Source organism: Algoriphagus sp. PAP.12 (genome assembly GCF_026652115.1).
Lineage (GTDB): Bacteria > Bacteroidota > Bacteroidia > Cytophagales > Cyclobacteriaceae > Algoriphagus.
Window position 1 is genome coordinate 228,209 of the sequence record NZ_JAPPSQ010000004.1, and the last position, 25,555, is coordinate 253,763.

Sequence of the window (25,555 nt, forward strand, 5' to 3'; positions counted from 1 at the left end):
CATGAATTGGAACTTATTTTTAAAGCCCATTTACACAGTACTATTCATAATTGGACTTCACCTTCAAAGCTGTTCCCCGGCCCAACCTCAGTCAGAAACAAAAAAAAACCAAATCAATCAGCATGTAAATACCTATCATGACTATCATCAATTCAACGGGGCAATTTTGGTAGCTTTTGAAGGAAGAGTTATTTACAAAAAAGGCTTTGGTAAAGCCAGTTTTGAATGGGACATACCTAATCAACCAGACACAAAGTTTCAAATCGCATCGGTTTCAAAGCAATTTACTTCCATGCTTATCATGCAATTAGTGGCCGAGGGCAAACTTGACCTCCGCACCCCTATTGGCAACTATTTGACTGACTATCCAAAGCCACAAGGTGATTTGATTACTATTCAACATTTGTTAAACCATACTTCTGGAATCCCCAATCATACTTCTTTTCCATCCTATAGAACAGATATGATGAAATTTATAAGACCTGAAGGTTTGATCCAGACATTTTCAGATTCCACACTTCTTTTTACTCCAGGAAGTCAATTTAATTACAGCAATTCGGGCTATGCTCTTTTGGGTTTTCTCCTGGAGAAAATAGAAGGCAAACCCTATGGAAAAATCCTGAATGAAAAGATTTTTAGCCCCTTAGGAATGAAAAATTCCGGCTACGAACCAACCCAACGCTTGGTTAAAAACAAGGCTTCGGGATATTCTCCATTAGGTTTATCGTATTTGAAAGCAAATTATATTGATTATTCGGAAGCCTATTCTTCAGGAGGGATTCACTCGACCGTTGAAGACCTTTTTATTTGGGATCAAGCTCTTTATTCTGAAAAGCTACTACCCAAATCTTACCTTGACTCCCTTTTCTCTCCAAAAGTCCAACTGGGCAACTCGCACTATGCAAATGGCTGGGATATCGGTGAAATTCAAATTGGAAATACTTCTTCCGCTTTGAAATCGATCAGCCATGATGGTGTGATTAATGGATACACAGCTTTGATCACAAGAATTCCATCGGAAAAGACCTCCATTATTATATTAAATAATACCGGAAGGGCTCCCCTGCACCATATGACAAAGGGGATTTTGGGGATTTTGCATGGATCAAGCTTTGACAAGCCTGTTCAATCCGTGGCGATTTCAGTAGGTCAAGAAATCGAGAAAAATGGAATAGAAAAAGGAATAGAAAACTATAAAGCAATAAAAGACCAAGGCGGGTTTTATCTCAGTGAAAACGAAATGAACCTTTTGGGTTATGATTTCTTGGAACGAGGAAATCTGGATGCTGCAAAAGAAATTTTCAGACTGAATGTAGAAGCATTTCCAGATTCATTTAGAGTATATGATAGTTATGGTGAAATATTAATGGAATTGGGAAAAATAGATTTATCAATTATGAACTACCAAAAATCCTTAGAGCTTAATCCAACCAATGGAAATGCAAAGAGATTCCTAAAACTACTAGAGTCCAAAACCTACAATTAATCCACTTTTAGGACCTCGTACCTTTTACTTACTCCGTTTTCATTGATCGCCTCGATAGTGAAATAATAAGTCTTGGTTCTATCCAAAGTTTTGAGCCAATATTCATTATTTCCCAATACCATGATGGAGGTATACAACTTATCAGGAGCAGTTCCATAATAAATATTATAGGCATAGCCGTCATCCATCGGTGACCATTTCAAATACGCACTTCGCTTGTCTTTTTCAGTCCGGAAAACCATAAACTGATTCACTTTTTCAGGAATTGCTCCTCCACCATTTCCAAAAACCCTAAAACCGCTGATTGCAAATTTGCCAGTCGGCATATGGATGTTTTCTAGCTTTAGGAATCGAGTTTTCACAGGTTTTTCCAATTCCACATATTCATGAGGTACATCTGTTTGATTTTGGCTTTTATCTACCAAAACCTCCCATTTTTCACCGTCTAGAGAGTGATACAAAATATACTGATGGAATTGGTCTGTCCTCTTTCCCAATCGATCCTGATCCACATCCTGATCAGCATAATTGATCTGTATGGCATTAACAGTGCTGACCTGACCTAAATCTGACTGAATCCACTCTCCTTTTTCACCAGTATTGGCACTCCAATAGGTTTTGATATCCTCATCATTGGCTTTGTTTGGAGCGAAACCACCATAGGTAGAGGAGACAGATATTGGCTTTTCATAATTCAACAACATCCAACCTGTAAATTCCCCTGCCTTATCGGTGTCCGGCAAGTAATGTGGATAGTCTCCAAAAGCAGTATTGCTCCACATCACATCATCTGAATCAAATCCTGTCGGCCAAATCCCAAGCCTCCGCTCAAAATTGTTTTTGACCGAAACCATGATCGTGCTGACATGCCAATATTTACCTCGGTTGTCCTGAAAAGTAGCGCCGTGTCCTGCTCCTCTCGCAAATCCTCCCAACTTCATACTCAATGGATCGGATTGAGGAGTAAATGGCCCCAATGGCCCAGTCCCAACAATGACACCATCTGAATAGCCACTAAATTCTGTTCCTGGTGCTCCATATTGCAAGTAGTATTTTCCATTGTGTTTCGTCATATGAGCTCCCTCCATAAAAGGATCTAAAAAAGTGTTGTCCATATGCTCTCCAAAGCGTTGCCAGCCATATTTATCAGGCTCCAACAGATACATTTCCTTCCGAGTGCCAATAGGTTCTAGTGTTTTCCTATCCAATTCAATTCCGTAAAGTGGATAACGATTGGAACTTCCATTGTACATATACAATCTTCCATCATCATCTGTGAAAAAATCTGGATCCCAACCTCCAATTTCAAATTTTTCAACCAGTGGCTCCCAAACATTCCCAACTGGATCCGTACTCATCCAAATCGTAAAATCCTTTTCATAGGTGGACCCCATGACCAAGACAGTATCTCCTACAATTCCCACAGCAGGAGCACAAAGTTCATCGTAGACTTTGTTCCAAGGACGAAGAAAAAGACGCGAATGAAATTCCCATTTGGACATATCTGTAGAGGTCCAATAACCCCATTGATTAGTCGAAAAGAGAATAAAAGTCCCTTTAAAGTTGACTATGACAGGGTCAGCTGTAGCCCTATGTCTTCCCCATTCAGAAAAGTTAGGGATGGGAGTATAGCCATAATCCAGATTGATGGGATTGCAATAGGTTTGTTGTTGTTGTTGTGCAAAGGCAGATGAAAAGATTCCTAAGAATAGGAAAACAAGTAAACTGAAGAAAAACTTCATAGGATAGGTATTTTGGGGCCTATCAATTTATGGAATGTCCAGCAATCCTACTAATCATCACTTTTCATTAAATCATTCTAGATGATTTTAGTTGATTCATTTATTAATGGCTAACTTATCCAGAAGTAAAATCAGCTGAAATGAACGATTTACAATCCCCTTCCACAAAGCAAATTCTGATCGAAAAAATCAAAGAAAACACTCTCAGTCTATCAAAAGACACCTTATCAATTGAGGAGCCACTGGAAATTCGATTATCGTATTTTGACCAAGGAAAACGAATTCAAAAGAACGTTTCGATAACCATGAGAACCCCCGGTGATGATCCGGATTTAGCTCTTGGCTTCTTATTTACAGAAGGTATTATTTCCTCTTTTCAGGAGATAAAAAGTGTTTACCAAGACTCTGACTGCTTTTCTGACAAACAAAACAAAATAACTGTCGAACTGCATGATGGAGTCATTCCGAATCTGGGGAATTCTGATAGAAATTTTTATACTACCTCGAGCTGTGGTGTATGTGGCAAAACCTCGATTGATTCCATTAAGACAGTGAATTCCTTTTGCAACAATCTACCACCAAGCTTTTCTGTTCCGGTAGACATTCTTTACAATCTACCTTCTACTTTGAAAGCAGTACAAGAAGGCTTCTCCCAAACAGGTGGAATCCATGCATCAGGCCTATTCGATTTAAGTGGAAACCTCCTTTCCTTTCAAGAGGATGTTGGGAGGCATAATGCCCTCGACAAACTCATTGGAAAAGCTTTAAAAGACAAGATACTTCCTTTAAACAATCACATCTTACTTCTCAGTGGAAGGGCCAGTTTTGAACTGATTCAGAAAGCTGCAATGGCCGGCTTCAAATTCGTGGCAGCAATAGGAGCACCTTCTAGTCTAGCCGTGGACTTGGCAGAAGAATTTGGCATTTCCCTTATCGGATTTCTTAGAGAAAATCGAATGAATATTTATTGTGGAAGCGAAAGAATCCAAGTTTCCACTCAAAAAGACAGATTATGAGTGAGCAGAATAAACGGAAAAGCGAATCTGAAGACCCTATCCAAAACACTCCTTCAGCCGAACCTCCTTTTAAACTTTTAAACCTAAAGCAAGGGAAGGTGAAAAAATGGGCCGTTGGGATCCCGGGAGTAGCTACTTCCATTCAAAATTTAATTACTGAGAAAACACTGATTCGGGGAGGAAAGGCACTTTTCAAAATGAACCAATTCGATGGTTTTGATTGCCCGAGTTGTGGTTGGCCAGATCCTGACGACGATCGATCTCGAGTCGCTGAATATTGTGAAAATGGCGCTAAGGCTTTAGCTGAAGAAGCAACTAGCAAGCGAATCACAGCAGATTTTTTCAGAGACAACTCGGTCAGTGACTTAGCAAAACTCACAGATTATGAAATTGGGCATTTGGGACGACTTTCGGAGCCCATGTATCTCCCAAAAGGCGGGACTCACTATCAACCTATCAGTTGGGATAAAGCATTTTCAAAAATTGCCGAACACCTGAATCAATTGGACTCTCCGGATGAGGCGGCATTTTATACCTCAGGGCGAACGAGTAATGAGGCTTCTTTTGCATATCAACTTTTTGTCCGGGAGTTTGGTACCAACAACTTCCCTGATTGCTCTAATATGTGTCATGAAACTTCCGGTTTTGCTTTAAATACCAGTTTGGGAGTCGGAAAAGGGACTGTGAAGCTCCATGAGTTTTACGATACGGATTTGATTGTCATCATTGGGCAAAATCCTGGAACCAATTCTCCGAGGATGCTGAGTGCACTGGCAAAAGGCAAAAAAAACGGAGCAAAAATTATTGCAATTAATCCGCTCCCTGAGGCCGGCTTGATGGGTTTTCGAGACCCTCAGAAAGTATCCGGTATTTTAGGAATAACAGCGGAGCTTGCTGACTTATATCTTCCTGTCAAAATCAATGGAGATTTAGCTTTACTCAAGGCTATTGAAAAGATCCTTTTAGGATTTGAAAAAGAAAATCCCGGGAAAGTGTTTGACCACGAATTCATCAAAAATAAAACAGGTGGATATGAAGAAATGATCCAACATCTGGAAGGGTTGGACCTCGAAGATTTGGCCTCAAAAGCAGGAGTTTCTTTAGGTGAATTGATCAAAGCTGCAGAAATGATGAAGTTCAAAAATCGAATCATTGTCTGCTGGGGGATGGGAGTAACACAACAGCACAATGGAGTAGACATCTGCCGGGAAATCATCAATCTTCTTTTGCTCAAAGGAAGCATCGGCAAACCAGGAGGAGGACCAAGTCCTGTTCGTGGACATAGCAATGTTCAGGGAAACCGAACCATGCTCATCAACAACCACCCCACTCTGGAGCAATTGAATAAACTTCAGGAGGTTTTTGGCTTTAACCCTCCTAGAGAAAATGGGTACGATGTGATCAATACAATCAAAGCAATGCATGGGGGGAAACTGAAAGTGTTTTTTGCAATGGGAGGAAATTTCCTTTCCGCGACACCAGACACCACCTATACAGCCGAAGGAATAAGAAATCTGAACTTGAGCGTCTCGGTCTCTATCAAGTTGAATCGGGGTCACCTCATTCATGGAAAGGAAGCGTTGATTCTTCCTACTATTTCTCGAAGCGAAAAAGACATGGTCAATGGAGAATGGCAGCATGTCAGTACTGAAAATTCAATGGGAGTGGTAGAATGGTCCCGAGGAATGCTGGAACCTATTTCCAAGGATCTGATCAATGAAACCCATATTGTTTGCCACATGGCCAAAGCCACTTTGGGTGATAAATCGGTGGTCGATTGGGATCGGTATTTAGGAAACTACGATGCAGTGAGAGAGGACATTGAGAAATGCATCCCGGGATTCGAAAACTATAATGTAAGAGTAAAACAAAAAGGAGGTTTTTATCTACCTAATGCCGCAAGAGATGGGAATTTCAAGTCCAAAAAATACGCTAACAAGGCATCTTTTGTAATAAGTGAACTGCCTGAAAACAAATTGGAAGAAGATGAATACCTAATGGCTACCACCAGAACGCACGATCAATTCAATACCGTGATTTATGGCTTGAATGATCGATATCGAGGAATTTACAATGAGCGAAGGGTGGTCATGATGAATAAAAATGATATCGTCAAAGCAGGCCTGAAGGCCGGAGACAAAGTGGACCTTTACAACCATGATGATGGAATTGAAAGAATTGCACCTTTATTTATCGTGGTGGAATATCCTGTTCCGGAAAAGAACACAGTCACCTATTTTCCTGAAACAAACGTCCTGGTTTCGGTCAATAATGTGGTCAAGGAAAGTAATATGCCGGCCTCTAAATACGTGAAAATTAAAATCCGAAAACATGACCCAAATGTTTACCAAAAAATGGAATCATTTGGAAGGTAAAGCTTGTTAATCTAGGAACTCACCAAACCAGCAATTTTTATGGAGGATATGATTTTTTATGACCGGATGCAGTTTGCATTCACTATCACTTTTCACTATCTCTTTCCTCAATTGACGATGGGTCTATCGCTTTTGATTGTCTATTTCAAATGGCAATATCTTAGGACTCAAAAGGAATCTTTCAACCATGCTGCCAAATTCTGGATGAAGATTTTCTCCCTCAATTTCGTGATGGGAGTGGTGACAGGAATCCCGATGGAGTTTCAGTTTGGGACCAACTGGGCAAAATTCTCTGAATTAACAGGTGGAGTGATCGGCCAGACTCTTGCCATGGAAGGGATGTTTTCCTTCTTCTTAGAGTCTTCATTTCTAGGTCTATTCCTGTTTGGCGAAAAGCTTTTAGGTCAAAAACTCCACTTTCTGACTGGATTTTTAGTGTTTTTAGGATCTTGGGCTAGTGGCTATTTGATCATAGCAACCCACTCTTGGATGCAGCATCCAGTCGGGTATGAAATCCTTGAAAACGGGAAATTTGTTTTGAACAATTTCGGAGCTCTCTTTTCTAATCCTTGGCTTATTCCTTCATTTCTGCACAATCAAGCGGCTTCTTTGGTCACCAGTTCTTTCGTAATGGCGGCAGTTGGTGCCTTTTATATTTTGAATAAAAAAGAAGCTGAATTCGGGAAGCTTTTTGTGAAAACCGGAGTCTACTTTGGTTTGGCAGCCTCCCTTTTTGTAGCATTCCCATCTGGTGACATGTTGGCTAAAAATGTCGTGAAATATCAACCAGTGACTTTTGCAGCCATGGAAGGTATTTTCGAAACCGAAAAAGGTGGAGCAGAAATCGTTTTGATTGGTCAACCTAATATCCTTGAAAAGAAACTGGATAATAAAATTGCAGTACCAGGCGTACTAAGTTTCCTGACTCACCAACGCTGGAATGCCACGATTTATGGACTGAATGAATTTGATGAAAAACTCTATCCAACCAATATTGCAGGTTTGTATTATGCCTACCACATCATGGTTGGTCTTGGTACAATCTTTATAGGTCTGATGGGCCTTTCCTTGTTCTTTTTGATCCGAAAAAAGCTATTCAGTACTGAATGGATTTTATGGAGTTTGGTCTTTGCGCTTCCTTTCCCTTATATCGCGAATATTTCGGGTTGGTATACGGCCGAATTGGGCCGGCAGCCTTGGTTAGTTTACAATTTATTGAGAACCGTAGAAGGTGCCTCTCCAACAGTCTCTTCTGGAAACACCCTGTTTACCTTATTGGGGTTCATTGGACTGTACTTTTTGCTGGGAATGCTATTCCTTCTTTTGGCAGGAAAAATCATTAAACATGGACCTAATCCTCAAATCGACTGATCATGGAAATATTTTGGTACATCGCACTCTTATTTATGCTTACCGTCTATTTGGTCCTAGAGGGCTATGATTTTGGAGCAGGCATTGTGCATTTATTATTTGCTAAATCTGAAGAGGATAAAAAAATGATCACGAAATCCATTGGCCCTTTTTGGGATGCCAATGAGGTATGGTTAATCGCGTCTGGAGGCGTTTTGTTCTTTGCTTTTCCTACGCTTTATGCATCTTCATTCAGTGGATTTTATTTGCCTTTGATCATGATCCTCTGGTTATTGATTTTCAGAGCCATCGGGTTGGAGCTTTACGGTTTTGTCAACAACCACCTCTGGAAAAGCATATGGAATACATCTTTTGGAGTAGCCAGCTTATTGCTTGCTCTCTTCTTTGGAATTGCATTGGGGAACATCGTCCGTGGTGTGAATTTGGGAATGGTAGAGAATGGGGTTTCTACCCAAGAAGCTCACTATTTCTTCCTTCCGCTGTGGAATTCGACCTTTAGCCCGCAAGCAAACCATTTAGGAGTCATTGACTGGTTTACCGTTTTCTTAGGAGTCATAGCTGTGATTGCTTTAACCATTCATGGTGCCAACTGGGTAATTTACAAAACCAGCAGCTCCCTTAATCAGAAATTGAAAAAAGTGGTTTTCATTATGAATTTTGCCCTGCTGGCATTTGTCATAGTTTCCCTTTTGGTTTGGCACTACATTCAGGAAAACCCCTACGAAAACTTCAATAATCATCCTTGGCTTTGGATTTTCCCAGTGATTTCATTCGCAGGAATTTTCGGACTCTTTAAAGTCAAATCTTATAAAGACGGAATGGGATTTCTCTTTTCGACTTTGTTTCTGGTTGGTGGATTCGTTGCATCGGCAGTTTCGATCTTCCCTAAAATGCTCCCAAGTACCAATGAAGTGAATCCCTCCTTGACTCTTTACAATGCCTCGGCTCATGAATATGGCCTTTCCATAGGAGTCTTTTGGTTTGTAATTGCATTTGCTTTGGTTTCGCTGTATTTCATCGTACAGCATAAAGTTTTCAAAGGAAAAATGGATCATATTCACTACGGAGACCATTGATTATTAACCACTTAAAAGCACTCCATTCATAATTAGCTCATAAGATTTCAAAGTTTTTTTGATTTTTTTCTAATCCTGGGGAACTAATCAATCATCAAAATGATTGAACGTTCATTCAGAGCTTATGGAAACTTTACAAGAAAAAAGAATCTCGATCATCAAAAGTGGAATGGAGCTGATCAATGAACATGGATTCCATGGATGCCCGATCAGCCAAGTTGCCAAAAAAGCCGGAGTCGCCGCAGGCACCATTTATACCTACTTTGAGAACAAAGAAGACATGATCTATGGGATATTCAAAGAGGTGATCCAAAAGCAATATAAAGCCGTTGCCTTAAAGGACAATCCAGAACTTCCATTCCAAGAAAGGTTTTTCAAATTCTGGGAAAATATTTCTGAATTTTATTTTCAAAACCCTGAAATTCAAGGGTTTTTAGATCAATTCTTAAAATCCCCATACAACACAGAAGAGGTTCATAAAGAAAACCCAAGTTGGTTTGAATGGACAGAAAACTTTTACCTAGATGGCATCCGTCAGGGAGCCATCAAAGATATAAACCCAATAATCTTGAAAATTTTAGTGAATGAATCAGCCCATTCACTGGCAAAGGTCAAAAGGAACTTTGGAAAGAAACTTGAAAAAAAGAAAGTCGATTTCTCATCCTACCCTTTTATGATTTGGGATGCTATCAAAGCAAATTAATTACGCATTTAAATAACCGATTAACTCTATTTAAAATTATGACCTATTCAAAGCAGTCCTTGCTTTTGGGCCTTGGGCTATTCCTATTGACGGTAAAAGTTCTGGCGCAGGAGGATGTTCCAAAGTTAGAGGGAACAGTAGGACTTCAAGAAGTACTGGACTATGCCCTAGTACAAAGTCCTACGATCCGACAAGCTCAGATTGATGAGCAAATCGGAGACCGGGAAATCAAAGCCAATATTGCTGGCTGGTATCCTCAGATTACTGCAAGTGCTGCCGGAGCTTACAATATCAAGCTTCAAACTAGTGCTATTGGCGATCAGCTGATCACTTTTGGCCAGCCTTACAATTCCAATGTGCTTTTGCAAGTGGACCAGTCACTTTTCAACAGAGATCAACTGTTTGCTTCTCGTACTTCTAAGTACTACAGAAATCAATTGGAAGAAGTAATCGAAAATGCAAAAATCAACACCATCGTTGATGTAACAAAGGCATTTTATGACATCCTCCTTTCCGAGGAAGAGCTAAAAATCATAGAAGAGAACCTCCAAAGGCTGGAAAAGCAATACAAGGATGCCAAAACCAGATACGAAACTGGTTTAGTAGACAAAACAGATTATCAGCGGGCATTTATCACTCTGACCAACTCAAAGAGTAATCGAAACCGAGTGATGAATTCCTTTGATGCCAAGTATTCTTATTTGAAGCAATTAATTGGCCATCCTGATAGTTTGAATTTTGAGATAACTTTTGATGTCAAAGGTGCAGTTGAGGATATCGCTCAAGATGCTGCCGATCCATTGATTTTGGATAACCGAGTGGAATATCGCTTGATGCAAACTCAGCAGTCTTTGAATGAAATTCAGACTTCGTATGAAAAGTGGAATTACCTGCCACAGCTTTCCGCTTATTATCGATACAACTGGATGTATTTCAATCAAAACTTTTCTGATCTATACAATCAGTCCTATCCGACTTCAGCGGTTGGGTTGAACCTATCCATTCCGATTTTTCAGGGTGGAAAAAGAGTTCATCGGGTGAAAGCAGCCGAGCTTCAAGTGGAGCGTGGGAAAATTGATTTGGAAAACTTGACGAATCAAATCAATACGCAATATGATGCAGCTTTGGCCTCTTACAATTCCAGCTTGTATGAGTGGGAAACCATCCGTGAAAATATGGAAATGGCAGAAAATGTCTATAACATCATCAAAATGCAATACGATGAAGGAGTCAAAGCCTATGTGGACCTAGTTGTTGCAGAGACAGACCTTCAAACTGCTCAAATCAATCATATCAATGCATTTTATCAAGTCTTGCTATCCAAACTGGATTTGGATCAAGCATTGGGCACCATCAACTATTAATCTGAAAACTTTCAATATCTCATGAGATCATCTATTACCATTATATTCTATGCTGCACTACTTTTTGTAGCCACTTCCTGTGGGCAAAATCAGCAAGCAGCTCAGCAAGCCCCTCCACCGGTTTTGGTTTCTGTAACCAAAGCAGTTAAAAAATCTGTGACCGGAACGGATGTATATCCTTCTACTGTAGTTCCTTTGAACGAGGTTGAAATCCGTCCTCAAATCAGTGGCTATATCACCAACATCTATGTGAAAGATGGACAGCAGGTGAAAAGAGGTCAAAAGCTGTATGAAATCGACCGAAGCAAATACGCGGCTTCTTTGCAACAGACCAAAGCGCTTGTTCAAAGTGCTGAAGCGAATTTAGCTAGAATCGAAAAGGATTATGAGCGATACAAAAGACTCGATGAGGAAGATGCAATTGCAAAGCAAACATTGGATGCAGCTCATACGGAAGTATTGAATGCACAAGCTCAGTTAACTTCTGCAAAAGCTCAAATGGAATCAGCATCTACAGATTATTCCTATTCTGTTTTGACAGCTCCTTTTGATGGGACAGTTGGGATTTCCCAAGTAAGACTTGGAGCTCAGGTTTCTCCTGGACAACCGCTTTTGAATACACTTTCTTCCAATGATCCAATGGCTGTGAACTTTGTGATCAACGAAAAAGAGATTCCAAGATTCAACAAGCTTTTGAGAGCAGAAAACAATCCAGATTCTCTTTTCAGAATCAAGTTTAGTGATGGAAGCATCTACCCGATCAACGGGACATTCACCACTATCGATAGAGCAGTGGGGAGACAATCAGGGACAATCAACCTAAGAGTAAACTTCCCAAATCCGGATGCAGAATTGATTCCAGGAATGACTGTGAACTTGATGGTCTTGAATCAAGACATCGGAGAGCAAGTAGTAATTCCTTACAAATCAGTTTCCGAGCAAATGGGTGAATACTTTGTCTATATCGTTGGCGCTGAAGAAACTGTGACTCAAAAAGTGGTGGAATTGGGAACTGTATTTGGGGATCAAGTGGTGGTCAGATCAGGTCTTCAGGGTGGTGAAACTCTCGTGATCGAAGGAATTCAAAAATTGAGAGAAGGAGCAAAAATCACCACTGGAGGAGCTCCACAACAGTAATTTTTTACTAGCAGACTCATACAATATGATATCAGAAGTATTTATAAAAAGACCGGTTACAGCCATTGTCATCTCAGTAGTACTTGTACTGGTAGGGACATTGGCCTTGATTAACCTACCGATCACACAATATCCAGACATCACTCCACCTGTAGTTTCAGTTTCTGCAAACTATACCGGAGCCGATGCGGAAACGGTAGAGCAGACAGTAGCTACTCCGATAGAGACTCAGATCAACGGTACGCCCGGGATGTCCTATATTTCATCCAACAATACGAGTACGGGACAAATGCAAATGAACGTGACCTTTGATGTAGGCACGGATGTAAACATTGCCACTTTGGACGTACAAAACCGAGTGAGTATTGCCGAACCCCAGATTCCTGAGGCTGTAAGAAGATTGGGAGTAACAGTTCGTAAGAGAAATCCAAGTGTAATGATGGTAGTCAGTATCACTTCTCCGAACAATACGCACGATCCAAGCTTTTTGGCAAACTATACTAACATCTATATTAAAGATGCCCTTTTGAGAGTGAAAGGCGTTGGGGATATTACCGCAATTGGTCAGGATTTCAGTATGCGGGTTTGGTTGAAACCAGACAAACTAGCCCAGTACAATATCTCGGCAAGAGAAGTTTCTGCAGCAATTCAGGAGCAAAACCTTCAGGTTGCTGCGGGTACAGTTGGAGGTAATCCTCAATATGATTCACAAACATTTGAATATGCAATCACCGTGAATGGTCGATTGGATACCGAAGAGGAGTTTGGAGACATCGTATTGAGAGCCAATCCTGCTGACGGGTCTATTGTGTATTTGAGAGATGTGGCCAGAATCGAATTGGGACAATTTGACTACAGTAGATTCTCTACCTTGAATGGTCAGCAAAATGCCATTTTGCTGGTTTACCAAGCACCAGGAAGTAATGCATTGGAAACTGCTGACGGAGTTTATGCCGCATTGGATGAACTTCAGGCCTCATTCCCTCCGGACATGAAATATGATGTTTCTTTCGAAGCAATTTCTGTCGTAAAAGTATCCATCAATGAGGTGGTTCACACCTTTATTGAAGCTTTGATCTTGGTAATTTTGGTGGTATTCCTATTCCTGCAAAGCTGGAGAGCCACATTGGTTCCAGTGTTAGCGATTCCGGTTTCCATCATCGGTACATTTATCTTCTTCCCATTATTGGGCTTTACGGTAAACACGCTAACCCTATTCGGATTCGTATTGGCGATTGGTATTGTGGTGGATGATGCGATTGTAGTAGTTGAAGCGGTTCAGCACTACATCGATACTCGAAAAATCACTGCCAAGGAAGCTACCAAACTGGCGATGAAAGACATCACAGCTCCGGTAATTGCGATTGCTTTGATCTTGAGTGCGGTATTTATCCCTGTTGGATTTATCCCTGGAATCGTAGGTAGAATGTACCAACAGTTCGCGATTACCATTGCGATTTCCGTTTTGATTTCGGCATTCGTGGCTTTGAGTTTGACTCCTGCTTTATGTTCTCTTTTGCTAAAACCATCTGAGGTAAATGAGCATGGAAAGGGCTTAAACAGATTCTTCTACAAATTCAACTTGTGGTTTGAAAGAACTACACAGAACTATTCCAAAGGTGTAAAAGGTGCCATCAAAAGAGCTCCTTTGATGATCATTTTATTGATCTGCATTTTCGCGGGAACATTTGGATTATTCCAAACCAAACCAACTGGATTCCTTCCTACAGAAGATGAAGGACGATTGTATATCTCATTAGAATTACCTGAAGGTTCTTCCAGTAGTAGAACCCGTGAGGTCATGAGCGAAATGAGTGATATTCTGACTTCTACCGATGGAATCAAAAATGCAACCGGAATCGGTGGATTGAACGTGATCAACTTCTCATTCAAATCCAATTCTGCAACCTTCTTTATCCAGATGGATCCTTGGGATGAAAGACAGGAACCTTCCCAGCAGCTTTATGGAATCATGGCGCAGCTTAACCAACGGTTTGCTCAGATTCCTGAGGCAAGAATCGTGGTAGTTCCACCTCCTGCGATCCCTGGTTTAGGTTCGACAGGTGGATTCAGCTTTATGTTGGAGCAAAGAGGAACAGGCTCAGTACAAGACTTAGAAAGTGTCATGGGACAATTCCTAATGGCTGCCAACCAAAGACCTGAAATCGCCATGGCTTACTCTTTCTTCAATGCCAAAACTCCTGGATACCATGTCGTGGTTGATCGAGAAAAAGCCAAAAAATTGGGCGTTCCTTTGACCGAAGTATTTACCACCATGTCCAATTACATGGGTAGTGCCTATGTCAATGACTTCACGAAATACGGACGTAATTTCCGTGTGGTAGCTCAAGCTGACACCGCATACCGTGCAAGCATTGAGGAAATGGAGCAATACTATGTAATGAGTTCAGCTGGTGAAGCGGTTCCATTAAGTGCATTGATTAGCTATGAAGTGGTGGACAATGCTGCAGTGATTTCCCACTACAACTTGTTCCGTTCTGCAGAAATCAATGGTAATGCCGCTCCGGGCTACTCTTCCGGTCAGGCTTTGGAAGCACTACAAGAAGTAGCTGCTGAAGTGCTTCCAGCGGGATATGGGTATGATTTCTCAGGATTGAGCCGTGAGGAACTTTCTTCTGGAAACGCAACCATCTTGATTTTCTCCTTGGCGATTATCTTGGTTTCACTACTATTGGCATCCTTGTACGAAAGCTGGTCTGTACCATTCTCCGTACTCTTGGCTCTTCCATTAGGTGCATTTGGTGCGATTGTAGCCTTGCACTTCCTACCTAAGTTGGACAATAACATCTATGCCCAGATTGGTTTGGTGACTTTGATTGGTTTGGCTGCGAAAAATGCCATTTTGATCGTGGAATTTGCCAAAGAAAGGGTAGATCGCGGTATGCCCCTATTGGCAGCAACAATTGATGCAGTGAAACTTCGTTTGAGACCGATTATTATGACCTCATTGGCCTTTATCCTAGGGGTATTGCCACTGGCCCTTTCCAATGGTGCGGGAGCTGTCGCAAGACAAACCATCGGTTGGACCGTAATCGGCGGTATGCTTGCTGCGACCTTCTTGGCCATCTTCTTTGTACCAGTACTCTATGTGATCATCACTAAGATTGCTTACGGCAAAAAAGGATTGGCTGAACTAGAAGCAAACTACGTTCCTCAAGAAGGTGATGGAGGACATGGACATTAAATAAATAGACTTGCGATATATCTAAAAAGCCGGCCTTTGGGTCGGTTTTTTTTGTTTAGGCCCTTCCCATTTCAAAACCAATTCATTTCAGGATTATTTGGACAAAATTCAAAATTGCCCTAACTAGACCATTGCATTTTCAAACCAGCCTTCAACCGATTTGAATTCACAAAAGCCCACTACCCAAAGTCAAAGAATTGTATTACTGGATATTTATCGTGGTTTTGCCATTCTGGGGATTTTTGTAGTCAATATCGGAGCGATGAATTCTTCCTATTTTTCTCAAGAGGTATTTGCGGCACAGTGGACTTCTCCTTTGGACCAGATTGTTGAGCTGATTCTCCAGCTGTTTTTTTACACCAAGTTCTTTCCGATTTTCTCCCTCCTTTTCGGTTTGGGGATTTCCATGCAGGCCATCAGACTTTCAGAAAAAGGACTATTGAATTTCTCCTTTTTTAGAAGAAGAATGGGATTCCTGTTTTTGATTGGACTACTTCATATCACCTTCCTCTTTTCTGGAGATGTCCTGAATATCTATGCAATCTTAGGGTTATTAATTACGATATTGATCAATAAGTCCAACAAGCTCATTCTTACCTTGGCTTTCATATTCCTCCTTTTTCCCTATTATGATCAGGTTTTGGGTGGAATTTTAGGTTTTTTGGACTTTGACCCAGGAATATTCCTCGCGGACTATACTCCTCAAAAAGTCAATGAAATAATCCGCTTTGGAAGCTATGTCGACTCCATCAAATTTCGCTGGCTGGAGTATATGTACAATATCCCTTTGCTCTTTGGATTCTTTGCACCTATGGCTTTGGCGATGTTTTTACTGGGGCTTTATTTAGGCAAAAACAAGATCTATGAGAAGCTGGATTCTTATATCTTTCAGATTAGGAAACCGATGCTTTGGATTACTCTTTTTACTTGTCTTTATAGACTCTTATTTCTTTTTGTTTTCACAGGTTGGGATATCTATCGAACTGAGGTAGGCAGAACCGTTTTCATCAAGTTGATGGTGTTATCTGACATCCAGTTTGGAATATTTTATCTCTGGTTGCTCGGTTGGGTTTGGTATCATACCCATTGGCAAAAAATCCTCAGCCCTCTCCAATACGTCGGTAGGATGGCATTAACAAATTACATTTTCCAAAGTCTAGTGGGATTGGTACTCTTCTCTTCAGTTGGATTTGGACTTTATGAATCTATGAGTCCTTTCCAAACTCTAGCCACTGCATTTGGGATATTCATCTTTCAGATATTTCTCAGCAAAATCTGGTTTAACTATTTCAAATCTGGCCCCTTGGAATGGATTTGGAGGAAGTTTACATACAGGTAACCTTAATTAAAAGAAAATATATTTTTAAGTATTTGATCTGAAAAAACAAAAAAAAAGCCGATCATTTCTGATCGGCTTCGTAGTAGCGGGAACAGTGCTACAAAATCCTATTGTTTTTCAGCTACTTATAAGAAAAGGGGGGACAAAAAGGGGGACAGGTTCATTTTGCTTTTACATTTTTAAATTTATTTGAATTGAACCATTTCGAACCTCTCAAAACATGTGTTTAATCGCCATATAAACACTTTTTATGTTTATGGTTTTTGAATGATCTTTTTTCTTTTTGATGTAAAATCAGAAAACGAACCTATTTTAAGTAAGGTCAAAATTAGAAAATGAACCTTTAATTTTCCTGTTAATTTGAAGGTATTTGAGTTGTCTCAGGATTGAAATAATTTAAATGGTTTAGAGTCTCACTTTAGCCTCGTACAATTCGTACGGTACGAGGGGTACGAGCTGTACGAATAGTACGAGTGATGCATTTTCTTTTTGCTGTTTGAATCAAATTTTATAGTCTCAAGTCTAATCCAATTGTATTGCCTTAATCTTTCACTTTGTGCACACTGTGTGCACAATTCGGTAGTTTACATAGATGAGCTATATCTACTCCCGTATTTTAAGATTCACGACAGAATTTCAATTTTCGTGACAATAAATTGTCGTAAAAATAGTTTTACGACAAAATAGAGTTATAATTGTCGCAAAATAGATTCTTAACCATGAACAAACAAGAAGAGCTTGATAATATTCTATTTGCATTGAGATCCTTTTTTAATGGAGCAAGTCTAGAAGAATTGAATAAAGCACTCACTATTTCTGTAGAAAGACGAACCCTACAAAGAAGGTTAAAGAAACTCAAAGAAGACAACCTCATTTATACCGAAGGCGGGTCCCATGCTACCCGATATTTTTTGAAGGATACAGCTGCATCTCAATCCCAGATTGCAACAAAGGAAGTCTCTTCAACGCCTCTCCCTCTTTCACCAGAAGGCAAAGACGTTTGGGCTTTGGTCTCCCGTCCTGAAGTGCTAAGAAACCCCGTCGGTTACGAACGGGATTTTTTGGAAAGTTACCGTCCCAACATCGACGGCTATCTCAGCAAAGAAGAAAAACAAAAACTGGCAGAATGGGGAAAAACAAGGAATGAGGAACGACCGGCTGGAACCTATGCCAGAGAAATATTGAATCGTTTGTTGATCGACCTTTCCTGGAATTCAAGTAGACTGGAAGGCAACACCTATTCCTTGTTGGATACAGAGATGTTAATCCATGACGGAAAAACCCCCTCGAATAAATCTCCAATGGAAACGCAGATGATTCTCAACCACAAGGAAGCTATTGAATTTTTGGTAGAATCGTCTAATGAGGTAGGCTTTAATCGCTATACTTTTCTCAATCTACATGCCCTGCTTTCAAACAACTTATTACCAAATCCGGCTGCATCCGGCAGGCTTAGAACATTTGGCGTGGGAATCACCAATTCGGTATTTACTCCGTTGGGAATTCCACAACTCATCGAAGAATCTTTTGACCTAATACTGGCGAAGGCAAGCCAAATCCAAAATCCATTTGAGCAAGCTTTTTTTGTATTGGTTCAGCTTCCTTATCTCCAACCATTTGATGATGTCAATAAGCGAGTATCCAGATTGGCTGCCAATATTCCATTAAACAGACATAACCTTGCCCCTCTTTCATTTATAGATGTACCGGAAGAAAGCTATATCAAAGGAATGCTCGGCATTTATGAATTAAACCGTATCGAGTTATTCAAAGATGTTTTTTTGTGGGCCTATGAGCGGTCAGCCTTAAGGTATGCAGCAATTCGCCAATCTCTTGGGGAGCCAGATCCTTTCAGAATGAAATACCGAGAAGAAATACGTGGGATCGTCAGTATTATCATACGCAATGCAATGGATAAAGAAGCAGCATCCGAAGCAATAAATTCTGAAGTCAAAAAATTACCAGAACCAGATCAATCCAGGTTCACTGAAGTAGTGGAAACAGAACTACTTGGATTACATGAAGGTAATTTTGTTCGCTATCGAATAAAGCCGTCTGAGTTTACAGCATGGAAAAAGAAATGGGATTCTTAGAAAAAAGAAATCAAAAAGAAAAAATAGCCAAGTCTGTTAGTCTCTCTCCTCAACATCTTGAATCCAATCGTGCATAATCAGCTAAATCTCAGGTGAACAATCAAAAATGGGACAAGAAGGAGGACAGATTTGCGGACAATTCGAATCAAACGAAATCGATTTGAATCAACAACCTGCAACACAACGCCTATAAAACACAAAAAGTTGACCGTAAAACGATCAACTAATTGCTTAGTAGCGGGAACAGGACTCGAACCTGTGACCTTCGGGTTATGAGCCCGACGAGCTACCAACTGCTCCATCCCGCGATATATTTTTTAAGGAAAATTCCTTTATTTTTCTGTTTCAAACTGCCCTTCCGGCGAATTGTGATACAAAGGTAAGGACAAACTCTCAAAAATCAAGTACCTTTGTAAAAATTTTAAAAAAATGACGCAAAAATCTCATCAAGCAGGATTCGTAAACATCATCGGAAAACCCAATGTAGGTAAGTCTACACTGATGAATATCCTTATAGGTGAGCGACTTTCGATCATTTCTTCCAAAGCTCAAACAACGAGACACAGGATTCTTGGCTTGATCAATTCAGATGATTATCAAATCGTTTTTTCTGACACTCCCGGAATGCTGAAGCCTCAATACGAGCTTCACAAAAGCATGATGACCTTCGTCAACCTTTCTTTGGAAGATGCAGACATCATTCTTTTTGTAACGGAACTATATGAAACAGAAGCCGATATTGAGTCAATCATCGAGCGGATCAATAATTCCGGCATCCCAGTCATCTTGGTAATCAACAAAATTGATTTGGCGAAAGAAGGGCAGCTGGAAGAAGTGACAAAATATTGGACAGAAAAACTGAAAACAGATACAGTCATTCCAATATCTGCACTCGAAAAATTCAATACTGAGCGTATTCTGCAGGAAATTTTGGAAAGATTGCCAGAACACCCAGCTTTTTACGACAAAGAGGAACTAACTGACCGTCCAGAAAGGTTCTTTGCCTCCGAGATCATTCGGGAGAAGATCTTTAAAAACTATAAAAAAGAAATTCCTTACAGTACCGAAGTAGGAATTGAAGAGTTTCATGAAAGTGACCGCATCATCAGAATGAGAGCGACCATCTTCGTGGAAAGAAATAGCCAGAAAGGAATAATCATTGGCGAAAAAGGAAAAATGCTGAAAAAAGTGGGAATCGAAGCCCGCCAAGAACTGGAGGCCTTTTTTGGCAAACAAGTGCATCTGGAGACTTTCGTCAAAGTGGAACCTGACTGGAGAAAAAACAAACAGAAACTGAAAAAATTTGGGTACGACCCAACTTGATATGGCAAACATTGTAGCAATTGTAGGGAGACCTAACGTAGGGAAATCGACACTTTTCAACCGTCTGGTGGAAGAGCGAAAAGCGATTGAAGACAACATGAGCGGGGTGACACGTGACCGTCACTATGGACATGCTCAGTGGTCAGGAAAGTTTTTCTCGGTAATCGATACGGGAGGGTATGTGATTGGATCAGACGATATCTATGAAGCAGAAATCCGCAAGCAAGTAAAACTGGCTGTAGAAGAAGCTGATGTAATCTTATTTGTAGTGGATTGCAATGATGGCTTGACTGATTTGGACCAAGAATTTGCAAACGAGCTGAGAAGCACTGATAAGCCTATTTATATCGTCGCTAATAAGGCGGATAATTTAGAGAAGTCTCTCATGGCGAATGAATTCTACGCTTTGGGAATAAGTAACTTTGAGATTTTCCCGATCGCTGCAGTGAGTGGAAGTGGTACAGGTGAATTATTGGATGAGATGATTACCCACTTCGAAGATGAAGGAGATGAAGATCCTGATGCTGGAATTCCTAAAATCTCCATCCTTGGAAGACCTAACGTGGGTAAGTCCTCTTACCTGAATGCTCTTTTGGGAAAAGAGAGATCCATCGTAACCAATGAAGCAGGTACTACGAGAGATTCTATCCACACCCGATACAAGTTATTTGGGCAAGATTTCATCATTACTGATACAGCCGGAATCCGTAAGAAGGCCAAAGTCAAAGAAGACATTGAGTTTTATTCCGTGATGCGTTCCTTGAGAACTTTGGAAGAATCTGATGTAATCATTGTGATGGTGGATGCTTCCAGAGGTCTGGAGTCTCAGGATATCAATTTGATTGGTTTGGCGATCAAAAATAATAAGGGAGTCATGATCATGGTCAACAAATGGGATTTGATCGAAAAAGATCACAAAACCATGAACAAGATTAAGGAAGACATGATGGAAAGATTGGGTGAGCATAAGTGGATCCCGATCATTTTTACATCTGTGACAGAAAAGCAAAGAATCTTCCAAGCTATTGAGTTGGCAGTAAAGGTCTATGAAAACAAAACCAGAAGAATAGCCACATCCAAATTGAATGATGTCATGCTTGCAGAAATCGAGAGATATCCTCCTCCAGCATGGAAAGGGAAGTACATCAAAATCAAGTACGCAACTCAGTTACCAACCAAAAATCCGGTATTTGCATTCTTCTGTAATCTACCCCAATACATCAAAAGTCCATACACAAGATTCTTGGAAAACAGACTTCGTGAAAACTTTGATTTTGAGGGAGTTCCGGTAAAAATTATTTATAAGAGTAAGTAAAAAAATATTTGATCTGCTATTGCAGAATTGGAAAAATTAGAAATACCTTTGCGTCGAATTAAGAAAACCACAAAAAATGAAAAAGGTATTTGCAATTTTCGCAATCGCTGGACTAGGATTCACTGCTGCATGCGGAAACAAAGAAGTGAAAGAAGAAACAATTGAAGTAGTTGAGACTGTTGAAGAAACTGCTACTGAAACTGTAGAAGCTACTGAAGAAATTATCGAAGATACTGCTGACTCTGTTGAGGTAGTTATTGAAGAGGTAGTTGAAGAAGTGAAGTAATTCTTTCTCTCCAAAAATTTTGAGAGTCCCGATCATTTCGGGACTCTTTTTTTGTACTTTTCACAATGGACAACTCGGATAAACTCCGCAAAATATTACAACCACAAGTCCCGGAACACAGCTTGGGTTATTGCCTTGATCTATGGACCAAAACTCCTTTTCATTTTAAAATCTCAAGAAGTCGGAAGACTAAACTGGGAGACTTTAGATATAGAAGAGATCAATCTATCCAGACCATCACCATCAATAGTGACCTGAACCGCTTTCAATTTTTGATCACATTCATTCATGAGGTTGCTCACCTTCATACGTTTTTGAAATTCGGCTACAACATCTCCCCTCATGGAGCAGAATGGAAAAGCACTTTTCAGCAACTGATGCAACCCATGCTGACTCCTTGGATTTTCCCCAGAGACCTATTAATCCCACTTCAAAGACATATGAAAGCTCCGAAAGCGAGTTCTGCAAGAGACTTGTTTTTGATGAAGGAACTAAGCAAATACGACTCAATCAGGTTGGAAGACAATACTTGTTTCTTATCTGATTTGAAACCAGGAATTCAATTTGAACTTTCGGGAAGAATATTTAAAAAGGGAGAGACTCGAAGAACTCGAGTTCTATGTGAAGAAGTAGGTACTGGAAGGAAATACTTGATTGCCCAACTTGCAAAGATTAAACCAATAGAATAGAAAATTTATTGGAACCTGACTACTAAGACTGCCAAGTAATTTACTCTCTTTCCTCTCCTATCTGATTGTCAGGTTGCGAAAAATCTTTGGGTTGCGGTAGGTCTTGAATGGAATTGATTCCGAAATACTCCATAAACTTTCCTGAAGTTCCGTACAAAAGTGGTCTGCCGATAGACTCAGATTTCCCTTTGATTTCAACCAGCTCTTTCTCTAATAGCTTTTGAACGGAATAATCACAATTTACACCACGAATTTGTTCCAACTCCCCTTTGGTAACTGGCTGCTTGTAGGCAATAATGGAAAGGGTCTCCATCTGTGCAGTTGAAAGTCTTTTTTGGCTTTGATGCTTTAATAATATCGCAATACTCGGTTGGTAAGCAGGCTTAGTTAAAAATTGATATCCTCCACCCAAATGCTCCAAGGCAAAAGAAGAATCTTCTTGGGCGTACTTTTCATGAAGCTCACTGATCGCCTGATCAATATGCTCCATAGGCACATCTGCCTCAAACATTTCTGCAAGACATTTTTGAATATCACCCTTTGCCAATGGCTCAGGGTTACAAAAAATCAATGCCTCTATGTGCCGATGTAAGAAATCCAAAACTTATTTTTTAGCCAACTTAGCTTCGATGGAGTGCATGGTATGAGGAACAGCTTTCAGACGCTCTTTAGAGATCAATTTACCGGTATCCACACATACTCCATAAGTTCCATTTTTGATACGAATTAGAGCGTTTTCAAGGTTGATGATAAACTTCTGCTGACGTGCCGCCAATTGGCTCATACTTTCTCTTTCCAAGGTATCAGCACCATCTTCCAACAATTTGGATGTCGAAGCTGTATTGTCTGTACCGCTATCATTCTTCTTGCTTAGCGTTTCTTTCAATGAGCTCAACTCCTCTTTTGCCACCGCAAGTTTCTGCAAAATGATCTCTTCAAATTCCTTTAATTCCTCTTGGGAATAAGCTGTTTTTCCTTCCTGGCTCATAGTAGTATTACTTAGTTGATAGTACTGGGACGATTATTTCTTTTAAAAGTTCCCTAAAATAAAATTACCGCTTGGATTTACAAAGATTCACAGACTCCGATCATCAAAAAAACAGAAATCAATTTTCATACTCTCAAGAAAAATAAAGTATTTAGTCTGACGAATTTTACCGAACAATATGAAAACCAAAAGTTTACTATTTCTAGCATTAACATGGTCCTTATTTTCATGTAGCGTTAGCGTAGAGAAAAAAGAAGAAGTTCATGATGCAAGCCCAAAAACCGAGTACGCTTTAGCTATCCACGGAGGTGCTGGAACTATTAAAAGAGAAAATATGAGCCCAGAAAAAGAGGCTGAGTATAGAGCAAAGTTGAAAGAAGCACTGGACGCCGGATATACTGTTTTGGAAAAAGGCGGATCCTCCCTTGATGCAGTGGTGGCAGCGGTTCAAGTTATGGAAAACTCTCCTCTTTTCAATGCTGGCAAAGGAGCGGTCTTCACGAATGAAGGTAAGAATGAAATGGATGCCGCTATCATGAGCGGAATTGACAGAAATGCTGGTGCTGTTGCCGGTTTAACCAATATCAAAAACCCTATCACTGCTGCACGAGCAGTTATGGAAAAATCTAATCACGTATTTATGACTGGAAAAGGAGCCGAACTGTTCGCATCAGAACAAGGACTTGAAATAGTAGACCCATCCTATTTTTATACTGATTTCCGTTTTGAGCAATTGGAAAAAGTAAGAGAAACAGAAAAAACTCAGTTGGACCATAGCGCACTTTTGGAATTGGAACTTCAAGATCCATTTTTCAAGGATAGAAAATTTGGAACAGTCGGAGCAGTAGCATTGGATAAAGACGGAAACATCGCCGCTGCCACTTCTACTGGAGGAATGACCAACAAACGCTATGGGCGAGTTGGCGATGTTCCAATCATTGGAGCAGGAACTTATGCTGACAATGAAACTTGTGCTGTTTCAGCAACTGGACATGGTGAGTTTTTTATCCGAACAGTTGTAGGGCATGAAATCGCATCACAAATGCGATATGCTGGCAAAAGCCTCACAGAAGCAGCAGATGATGTGGTTATGGGTCAGTTAGTGAAAATCCAGGGTTCTGGAGGAATAATCTCGATTGATAAAAATGGAACAATCGCCATGCCTTTCAATTCAGAAGGAATGTATCGAGGTTTCAGGAAGGCGGGTGAAGATGCCCAGGTATTCATCTACAAAGACGAAAAATAACCCCCATAAAATCAGAAAAAGCCGTTATGCAACGGCTTTTTCATTGGTGACAATTTTCTCTAACCTCTTTTGAAGCACTGCCTCATCGGCATCGATTTTATATTTCAATTTGAGGTATTGAATGACTTCTTTCAAATCTTTTCCTTCTGTGAGGCAAAGTTTTTTGATAGCTGAATTGATAACTCCTGAGTCCATGGTTGTAAATAATTTTACAGATCTAATTTACAGAATTTCCTTTCCATATTATTCAAAGAAGAAAAATTTTTCACAAGCGTTGAGCGACAACAATTGTTTTTCGAATTGCAATCTTCTCTCCATCCAAATTAAATAATTCAACCAGAAGAACATAGTAACCATCTCGTACCAGTACTCCATTCTGGTCTGTACCGGTCCAAGTATACAGCCCCTGATTTGCCAAAAGATCATTTTCCCTTCCTACTTGAACCCGATTTTCAAAATTCCCCACCAAATTTTCACCCCAAGAAATAAAAACCTGATTCGCTCTTGTTCCTGATCCATTTTTCATTGCTCTTGCCCAAAACTGAAACTTTGGATTTTGATAATCTGAAGGATTCAACCGGACTATCACTTCCCCATCAAATGTTGATATGGGTTGGATCGCCAAACATTTGCTTTCTCCTATTCCCAAAGAACTAGATTGAAAAATCCGGGAGGAAGTCGACCTGACTTCATTTCCATACCAATTTGGAAGAAATCGACTTGGGATACTTTCAATTGAAAAGTCATTTTCAAAACTCTCCTTAAAGGGATTTTGAAAAGCCAAACTTGACATTGATTGAG

21 protein-coding genes and 1 tRNA gene are annotated in these 25,555 nt (G+C 40.2%); 16 read left to right on the forward strand and 6 right to left on the reverse strand.

All coding sequences use genetic code 11. The annotated features are described in order from the left end of the window. The first annotated feature begins 1 nt into the window (after position 1). On the forward strand, positions 2-1,486 hold the full coding sequence (locus O0V13_RS07500) for a serine hydrolase (RefSeq protein ID WP_268034357.1): 1,485 nt from the start codon (positions 2-4) through the stop codon (positions 1,484-1,486). Here O0V13_RS07500 and O0V13_RS07505 read toward each other — a convergent pair. Continuing rightward, positions 1,483-3,228 (reverse strand): family 43 glycosylhydrolase, encoded by a 1,746-nt coding sequence (locus O0V13_RS07505; RefSeq protein ID WP_268034358.1) that lies wholly within the window; start codon positions 3,226-3,228, stop codon positions 1,483-1,485. The two genes, O0V13_RS07500 and O0V13_RS07505, sit on opposite strands and share 4 nt — an antisense overlap. A 140-nt stretch (positions 3,229-3,368) precedes the next feature. Between O0V13_RS07505 and fdhD the strand changes: the two genes are divergently transcribed. The 10 genes from fdhD (at position 3,369) to O0V13_RS07555 (ending at position 18,907) form a co-directional block, all read left to right on the forward strand. Then, the gene (fdhD, locus tag O0V13_RS07510; RefSeq protein WP_268034359.1) at positions 3,369-4,244 is read left to right on the forward strand and encodes a formate dehydrogenase accessory sulfurtransferase FdhD; all 876 of its coding nucleotides are present in this window, start codon (positions 3,369-3,371) and stop codon (positions 4,242-4,244) included. After that, positions 4,241-6,619, forward strand: a complete 2,379-nt coding sequence (locus tag O0V13_RS07515; protein WP_268034360.1) for an FdhF/YdeP family oxidoreductase — start codon at positions 4,241-4,243, stop codon at positions 6,617-6,619. The genes fdhD and O0V13_RS07515 overlap by 4 nt, the downstream gene beginning before the upstream one ends. A gap of 39 nt (positions 6,620-6,658) precedes the next feature. Then, positions 6,659-7,990, forward strand: coding sequence for a cytochrome ubiquinol oxidase subunit I (locus tag O0V13_RS07520; RefSeq protein WP_268034361.1), 1,332 nt, complete (start codon positions 6,659-6,661; stop codon positions 7,988-7,990). A 2-nt stretch (positions 7,991-7,992) separates the two neighbouring features. Further along, positions 7,993-9,066: a cytochrome d ubiquinol oxidase subunit II gene (cydB, locus tag O0V13_RS07525; RefSeq protein WP_268034362.1), complete on the forward strand. Its 1,074-nt coding sequence runs from the start codon at positions 7,993-7,995 to the stop codon at positions 9,064-9,066. A 124-nt stretch (positions 9,067-9,190) separates the two neighbouring features. Then, entirely contained in the window at positions 9,191-9,769 is a 579-nt protein-coding gene (locus O0V13_RS07530) for a TetR/AcrR family transcriptional regulator (protein WP_268034363.1), read from the forward strand. Positions 9,770-9,807: 38 nt separating this feature from the next. Beyond that, the gene (locus O0V13_RS07535; protein ID WP_268034364.1) at positions 9,808-11,133 is read left to right on the forward strand and encodes a TolC family protein; all 1,326 of its coding nucleotides are present in this window, start codon (positions 9,808-9,810) and stop codon (positions 11,131-11,133) included. Between the two features lie 21 nt (positions 11,134-11,154). Beyond that, positions 11,155-12,270, forward strand: a complete 1,116-nt coding sequence (locus O0V13_RS07540) for an efflux RND transporter periplasmic adaptor subunit (RefSeq protein ID WP_268034365.1) — start codon at positions 11,155-11,157, stop codon at positions 12,268-12,270. Positions 12,271-12,295: 25 nt separating this feature from the next. Then, positions 12,296-15,475: an efflux RND transporter permease subunit gene (locus O0V13_RS07545; protein ID WP_268034366.1), complete on the forward strand. Its 3,180-nt coding sequence runs from the start codon at positions 12,296-12,298 to the stop codon at positions 15,473-15,475. Between the two features lie 160 nt (positions 15,476-15,635). Beyond that, entirely contained in the window at positions 15,636-16,814 is a 1,179-nt protein-coding gene (locus tag O0V13_RS07550; RefSeq protein WP_268034367.1) for a DUF418 domain-containing protein, read from the forward strand. A gap of 719 nt (positions 16,815-17,533) precedes the next feature. Then, positions 17,534-18,907, forward strand: a complete 1,374-nt coding sequence (locus O0V13_RS07555) for a Fic family protein (RefSeq protein WP_268034368.1) — start codon at positions 17,534-17,536, stop codon at positions 18,905-18,907. Positions 18,908-19,142: 235 nt separating this feature from the next. On the opposite strand, the gene O0V13_RS07560 is transcribed toward O0V13_RS07555, so the two are convergent. Continuing rightward, a tRNA-Met gene (locus O0V13_RS07560) sits at positions 19,143-19,215 on the reverse strand. Between the two features lie 121 nt (positions 19,216-19,336). Here O0V13_RS07560 and era point away from each other — a divergent pair. From era to O0V13_RS07580, 4 genes are all read left to right on the forward strand, one after another. Next, entirely contained in the window at positions 19,337-20,230 is an 894-nt protein-coding gene (gene era / locus O0V13_RS07565) for a GTPase Era (RefSeq protein ID WP_268034369.1), read from the forward strand. 1 nt (position 20,231) lies between these two features. Beyond that, complete coding sequence (gene der, locus O0V13_RS07570; RefSeq protein ID WP_268034370.1) at positions 20,232-21,545, forward strand: ribosome biogenesis GTPase Der; 1,314 nt, start codon at positions 20,232-20,234, stop codon at positions 21,543-21,545. 76 nt (positions 21,546-21,621) lie between these two features. Then, entirely contained in the window at positions 21,622-21,831 is a 210-nt protein-coding gene (locus O0V13_RS07575; protein WP_268034371.1) for a hypothetical protein, read from the forward strand. A gap of 65 nt (positions 21,832-21,896) precedes the next feature. Further along, on the forward strand, positions 21,897-22,520 hold the full coding sequence (locus tag O0V13_RS07580) for a SprT-like domain-containing protein (protein WP_268034372.1): 624 nt from the start codon (positions 21,897-21,899) through the stop codon (positions 22,518-22,520). A gap of 40 nt (positions 22,521-22,560) precedes the next feature. Here the strand turns inward: O0V13_RS07580 and scpB are convergent, their stop codons facing one another. Continuing rightward, entirely contained in the window at positions 22,561-23,121 is a 561-nt protein-coding gene (scpB, locus tag O0V13_RS07585; RefSeq protein ID WP_268034373.1) for an SMC-Scp complex subunit ScpB, read from the reverse strand. 3 nt (positions 23,122-23,124) lie between these two features. After that, complete coding sequence (locus tag O0V13_RS07590) at positions 23,125-23,508, reverse strand: TraR/DksA family transcriptional regulator (protein WP_268034374.1); 384 nt, start codon at positions 23,506-23,508, stop codon at positions 23,125-23,127. Positions 23,509-23,686: 178 nt separating this feature from the next. On the opposite strand from O0V13_RS07590, the gene O0V13_RS07595 reads away from it, so the two are divergent. Further along, complete coding sequence (locus O0V13_RS07595; RefSeq protein ID WP_268034375.1) at positions 23,687-24,754, forward strand: isoaspartyl peptidase/L-asparaginase family protein; 1,068 nt, start codon at positions 23,687-23,689, stop codon at positions 24,752-24,754. A 24-nt stretch (positions 24,755-24,778) separates the two neighbouring features. On the opposite strand, the gene O0V13_RS07600 is transcribed toward O0V13_RS07595, so the two are convergent. After that, the gene (locus O0V13_RS07600) at positions 24,779-24,949 is read right to left on the reverse strand and encodes a hypothetical protein (RefSeq protein ID WP_268034376.1); all 171 of its coding nucleotides are present in this window, start codon (positions 24,947-24,949) and stop codon (positions 24,779-24,781) included. Positions 24,950-25,019: 70 nt separating this feature from the next. Next, entirely contained in the window at positions 25,020-25,547 is a 528-nt protein-coding gene (locus O0V13_RS07605) for a hypothetical protein (RefSeq protein WP_268034377.1), read from the reverse strand. Positions 25,548-25,555: the final 8 nt, after the last annotated feature.

Coding starts and splice junctions, on each gene's coding strand:
- O0V13_RS07540 (WP_268034365.1), top strand. CDS start 11,155: ATGAGATCATCTATTACCATTATATTCTATGCTGCACTACTTTTTGTA.
- O0V13_RS07515 (WP_268034360.1), top strand. CDS start 4,241: ATGAGTGAGCAGAATAAACGGAAAAGCGAATCTGAAGACCCTATCCAA.
- O0V13_RS07545 (WP_268034366.1), top strand. CDS start 12,296: ATGATATCAGAAGTATTTATAAAAAGACCGGTTACAGCCATTGTCATC.
- O0V13_RS07590 (WP_268034374.1), bottom strand. CDS start 23,508: ATGAGCCAGGAAGGAAAAACAGCTTATTCCCAAGAGGAATTAAAGGAA.
- O0V13_RS07575 (WP_268034371.1), top strand. CDS start 21,622: ATGAAAAAGGTATTTGCAATTTTCGCAATCGCTGGACTAGGATTCACT.
- O0V13_RS07520 (WP_268034361.1), top strand. CDS start 6,659: ATGGAGGATATGATTTTTTATGACCGGATGCAGTTTGCATTCACTATC.
- O0V13_RS07505 (WP_268034358.1), bottom strand. CDS start 3,228: ATGAAGTTTTTCTTCAGTTTACTTGTTTTCCTATTCTTAGGAATCTTT.
- era (WP_268034369.1), top strand. CDS start 19,337: ATGACGCAAAAATCTCATCAAGCAGGATTCGTAAACATCATCGGAAAA.
- O0V13_RS07580 (WP_268034372.1), top strand. CDS start 21,897: ATGGACAACTCGGATAAACTCCGCAAAATATTACAACCACAAGTCCCG.
- fdhD (WP_268034359.1), top strand. CDS start 3,369: ATGAACGATTTACAATCCCCTTCCACAAAGCAAATTCTGATCGAAAAA.
- cydB (WP_268034362.1), top strand. CDS start 7,993: ATGGAAATATTTTGGTACATCGCACTCTTATTTATGCTTACCGTCTAT.
- O0V13_RS07600 (WP_268034376.1), bottom strand. CDS start 24,949: ATGGACTCAGGAGTTATCAATTCAGCTATCAAAAAACTTTGCCTCACA.
- O0V13_RS07555 (WP_268034368.1), top strand. CDS start 17,534: ATGAACAAACAAGAAGAGCTTGATAATATTCTATTTGCATTGAGATCC.
- O0V13_RS07500 (WP_268034357.1), top strand. CDS start 2: ATGAATTGGAACTTATTTTTAAAGCCCATTTACACAGTACTATTCATA.
- der (WP_268034370.1), top strand. CDS start 20,232: ATGGCAAACATTGTAGCAATTGTAGGGAGACCTAACGTAGGGAAATCG.
- O0V13_RS07595 (WP_268034375.1), top strand. CDS start 23,687: ATGAAAACCAAAAGTTTACTATTTCTAGCATTAACATGGTCCTTATTT.
- O0V13_RS07605 (WP_268034377.1), bottom strand. CDS start 25,547: ATGTCAAGTTTGGCTTTTCAAAATCCCTTTAAGGAGAGTTTTGAAAAT.
- O0V13_RS07530 (WP_268034363.1), top strand. CDS start 9,191: ATGGAAACTTTACAAGAAAAAAGAATCTCGATCATCAAAAGTGGAATG.
- O0V13_RS07535 (WP_268034364.1), top strand. CDS start 9,808: ATGACCTATTCAAAGCAGTCCTTGCTTTTGGGCCTTGGGCTATTCCTA.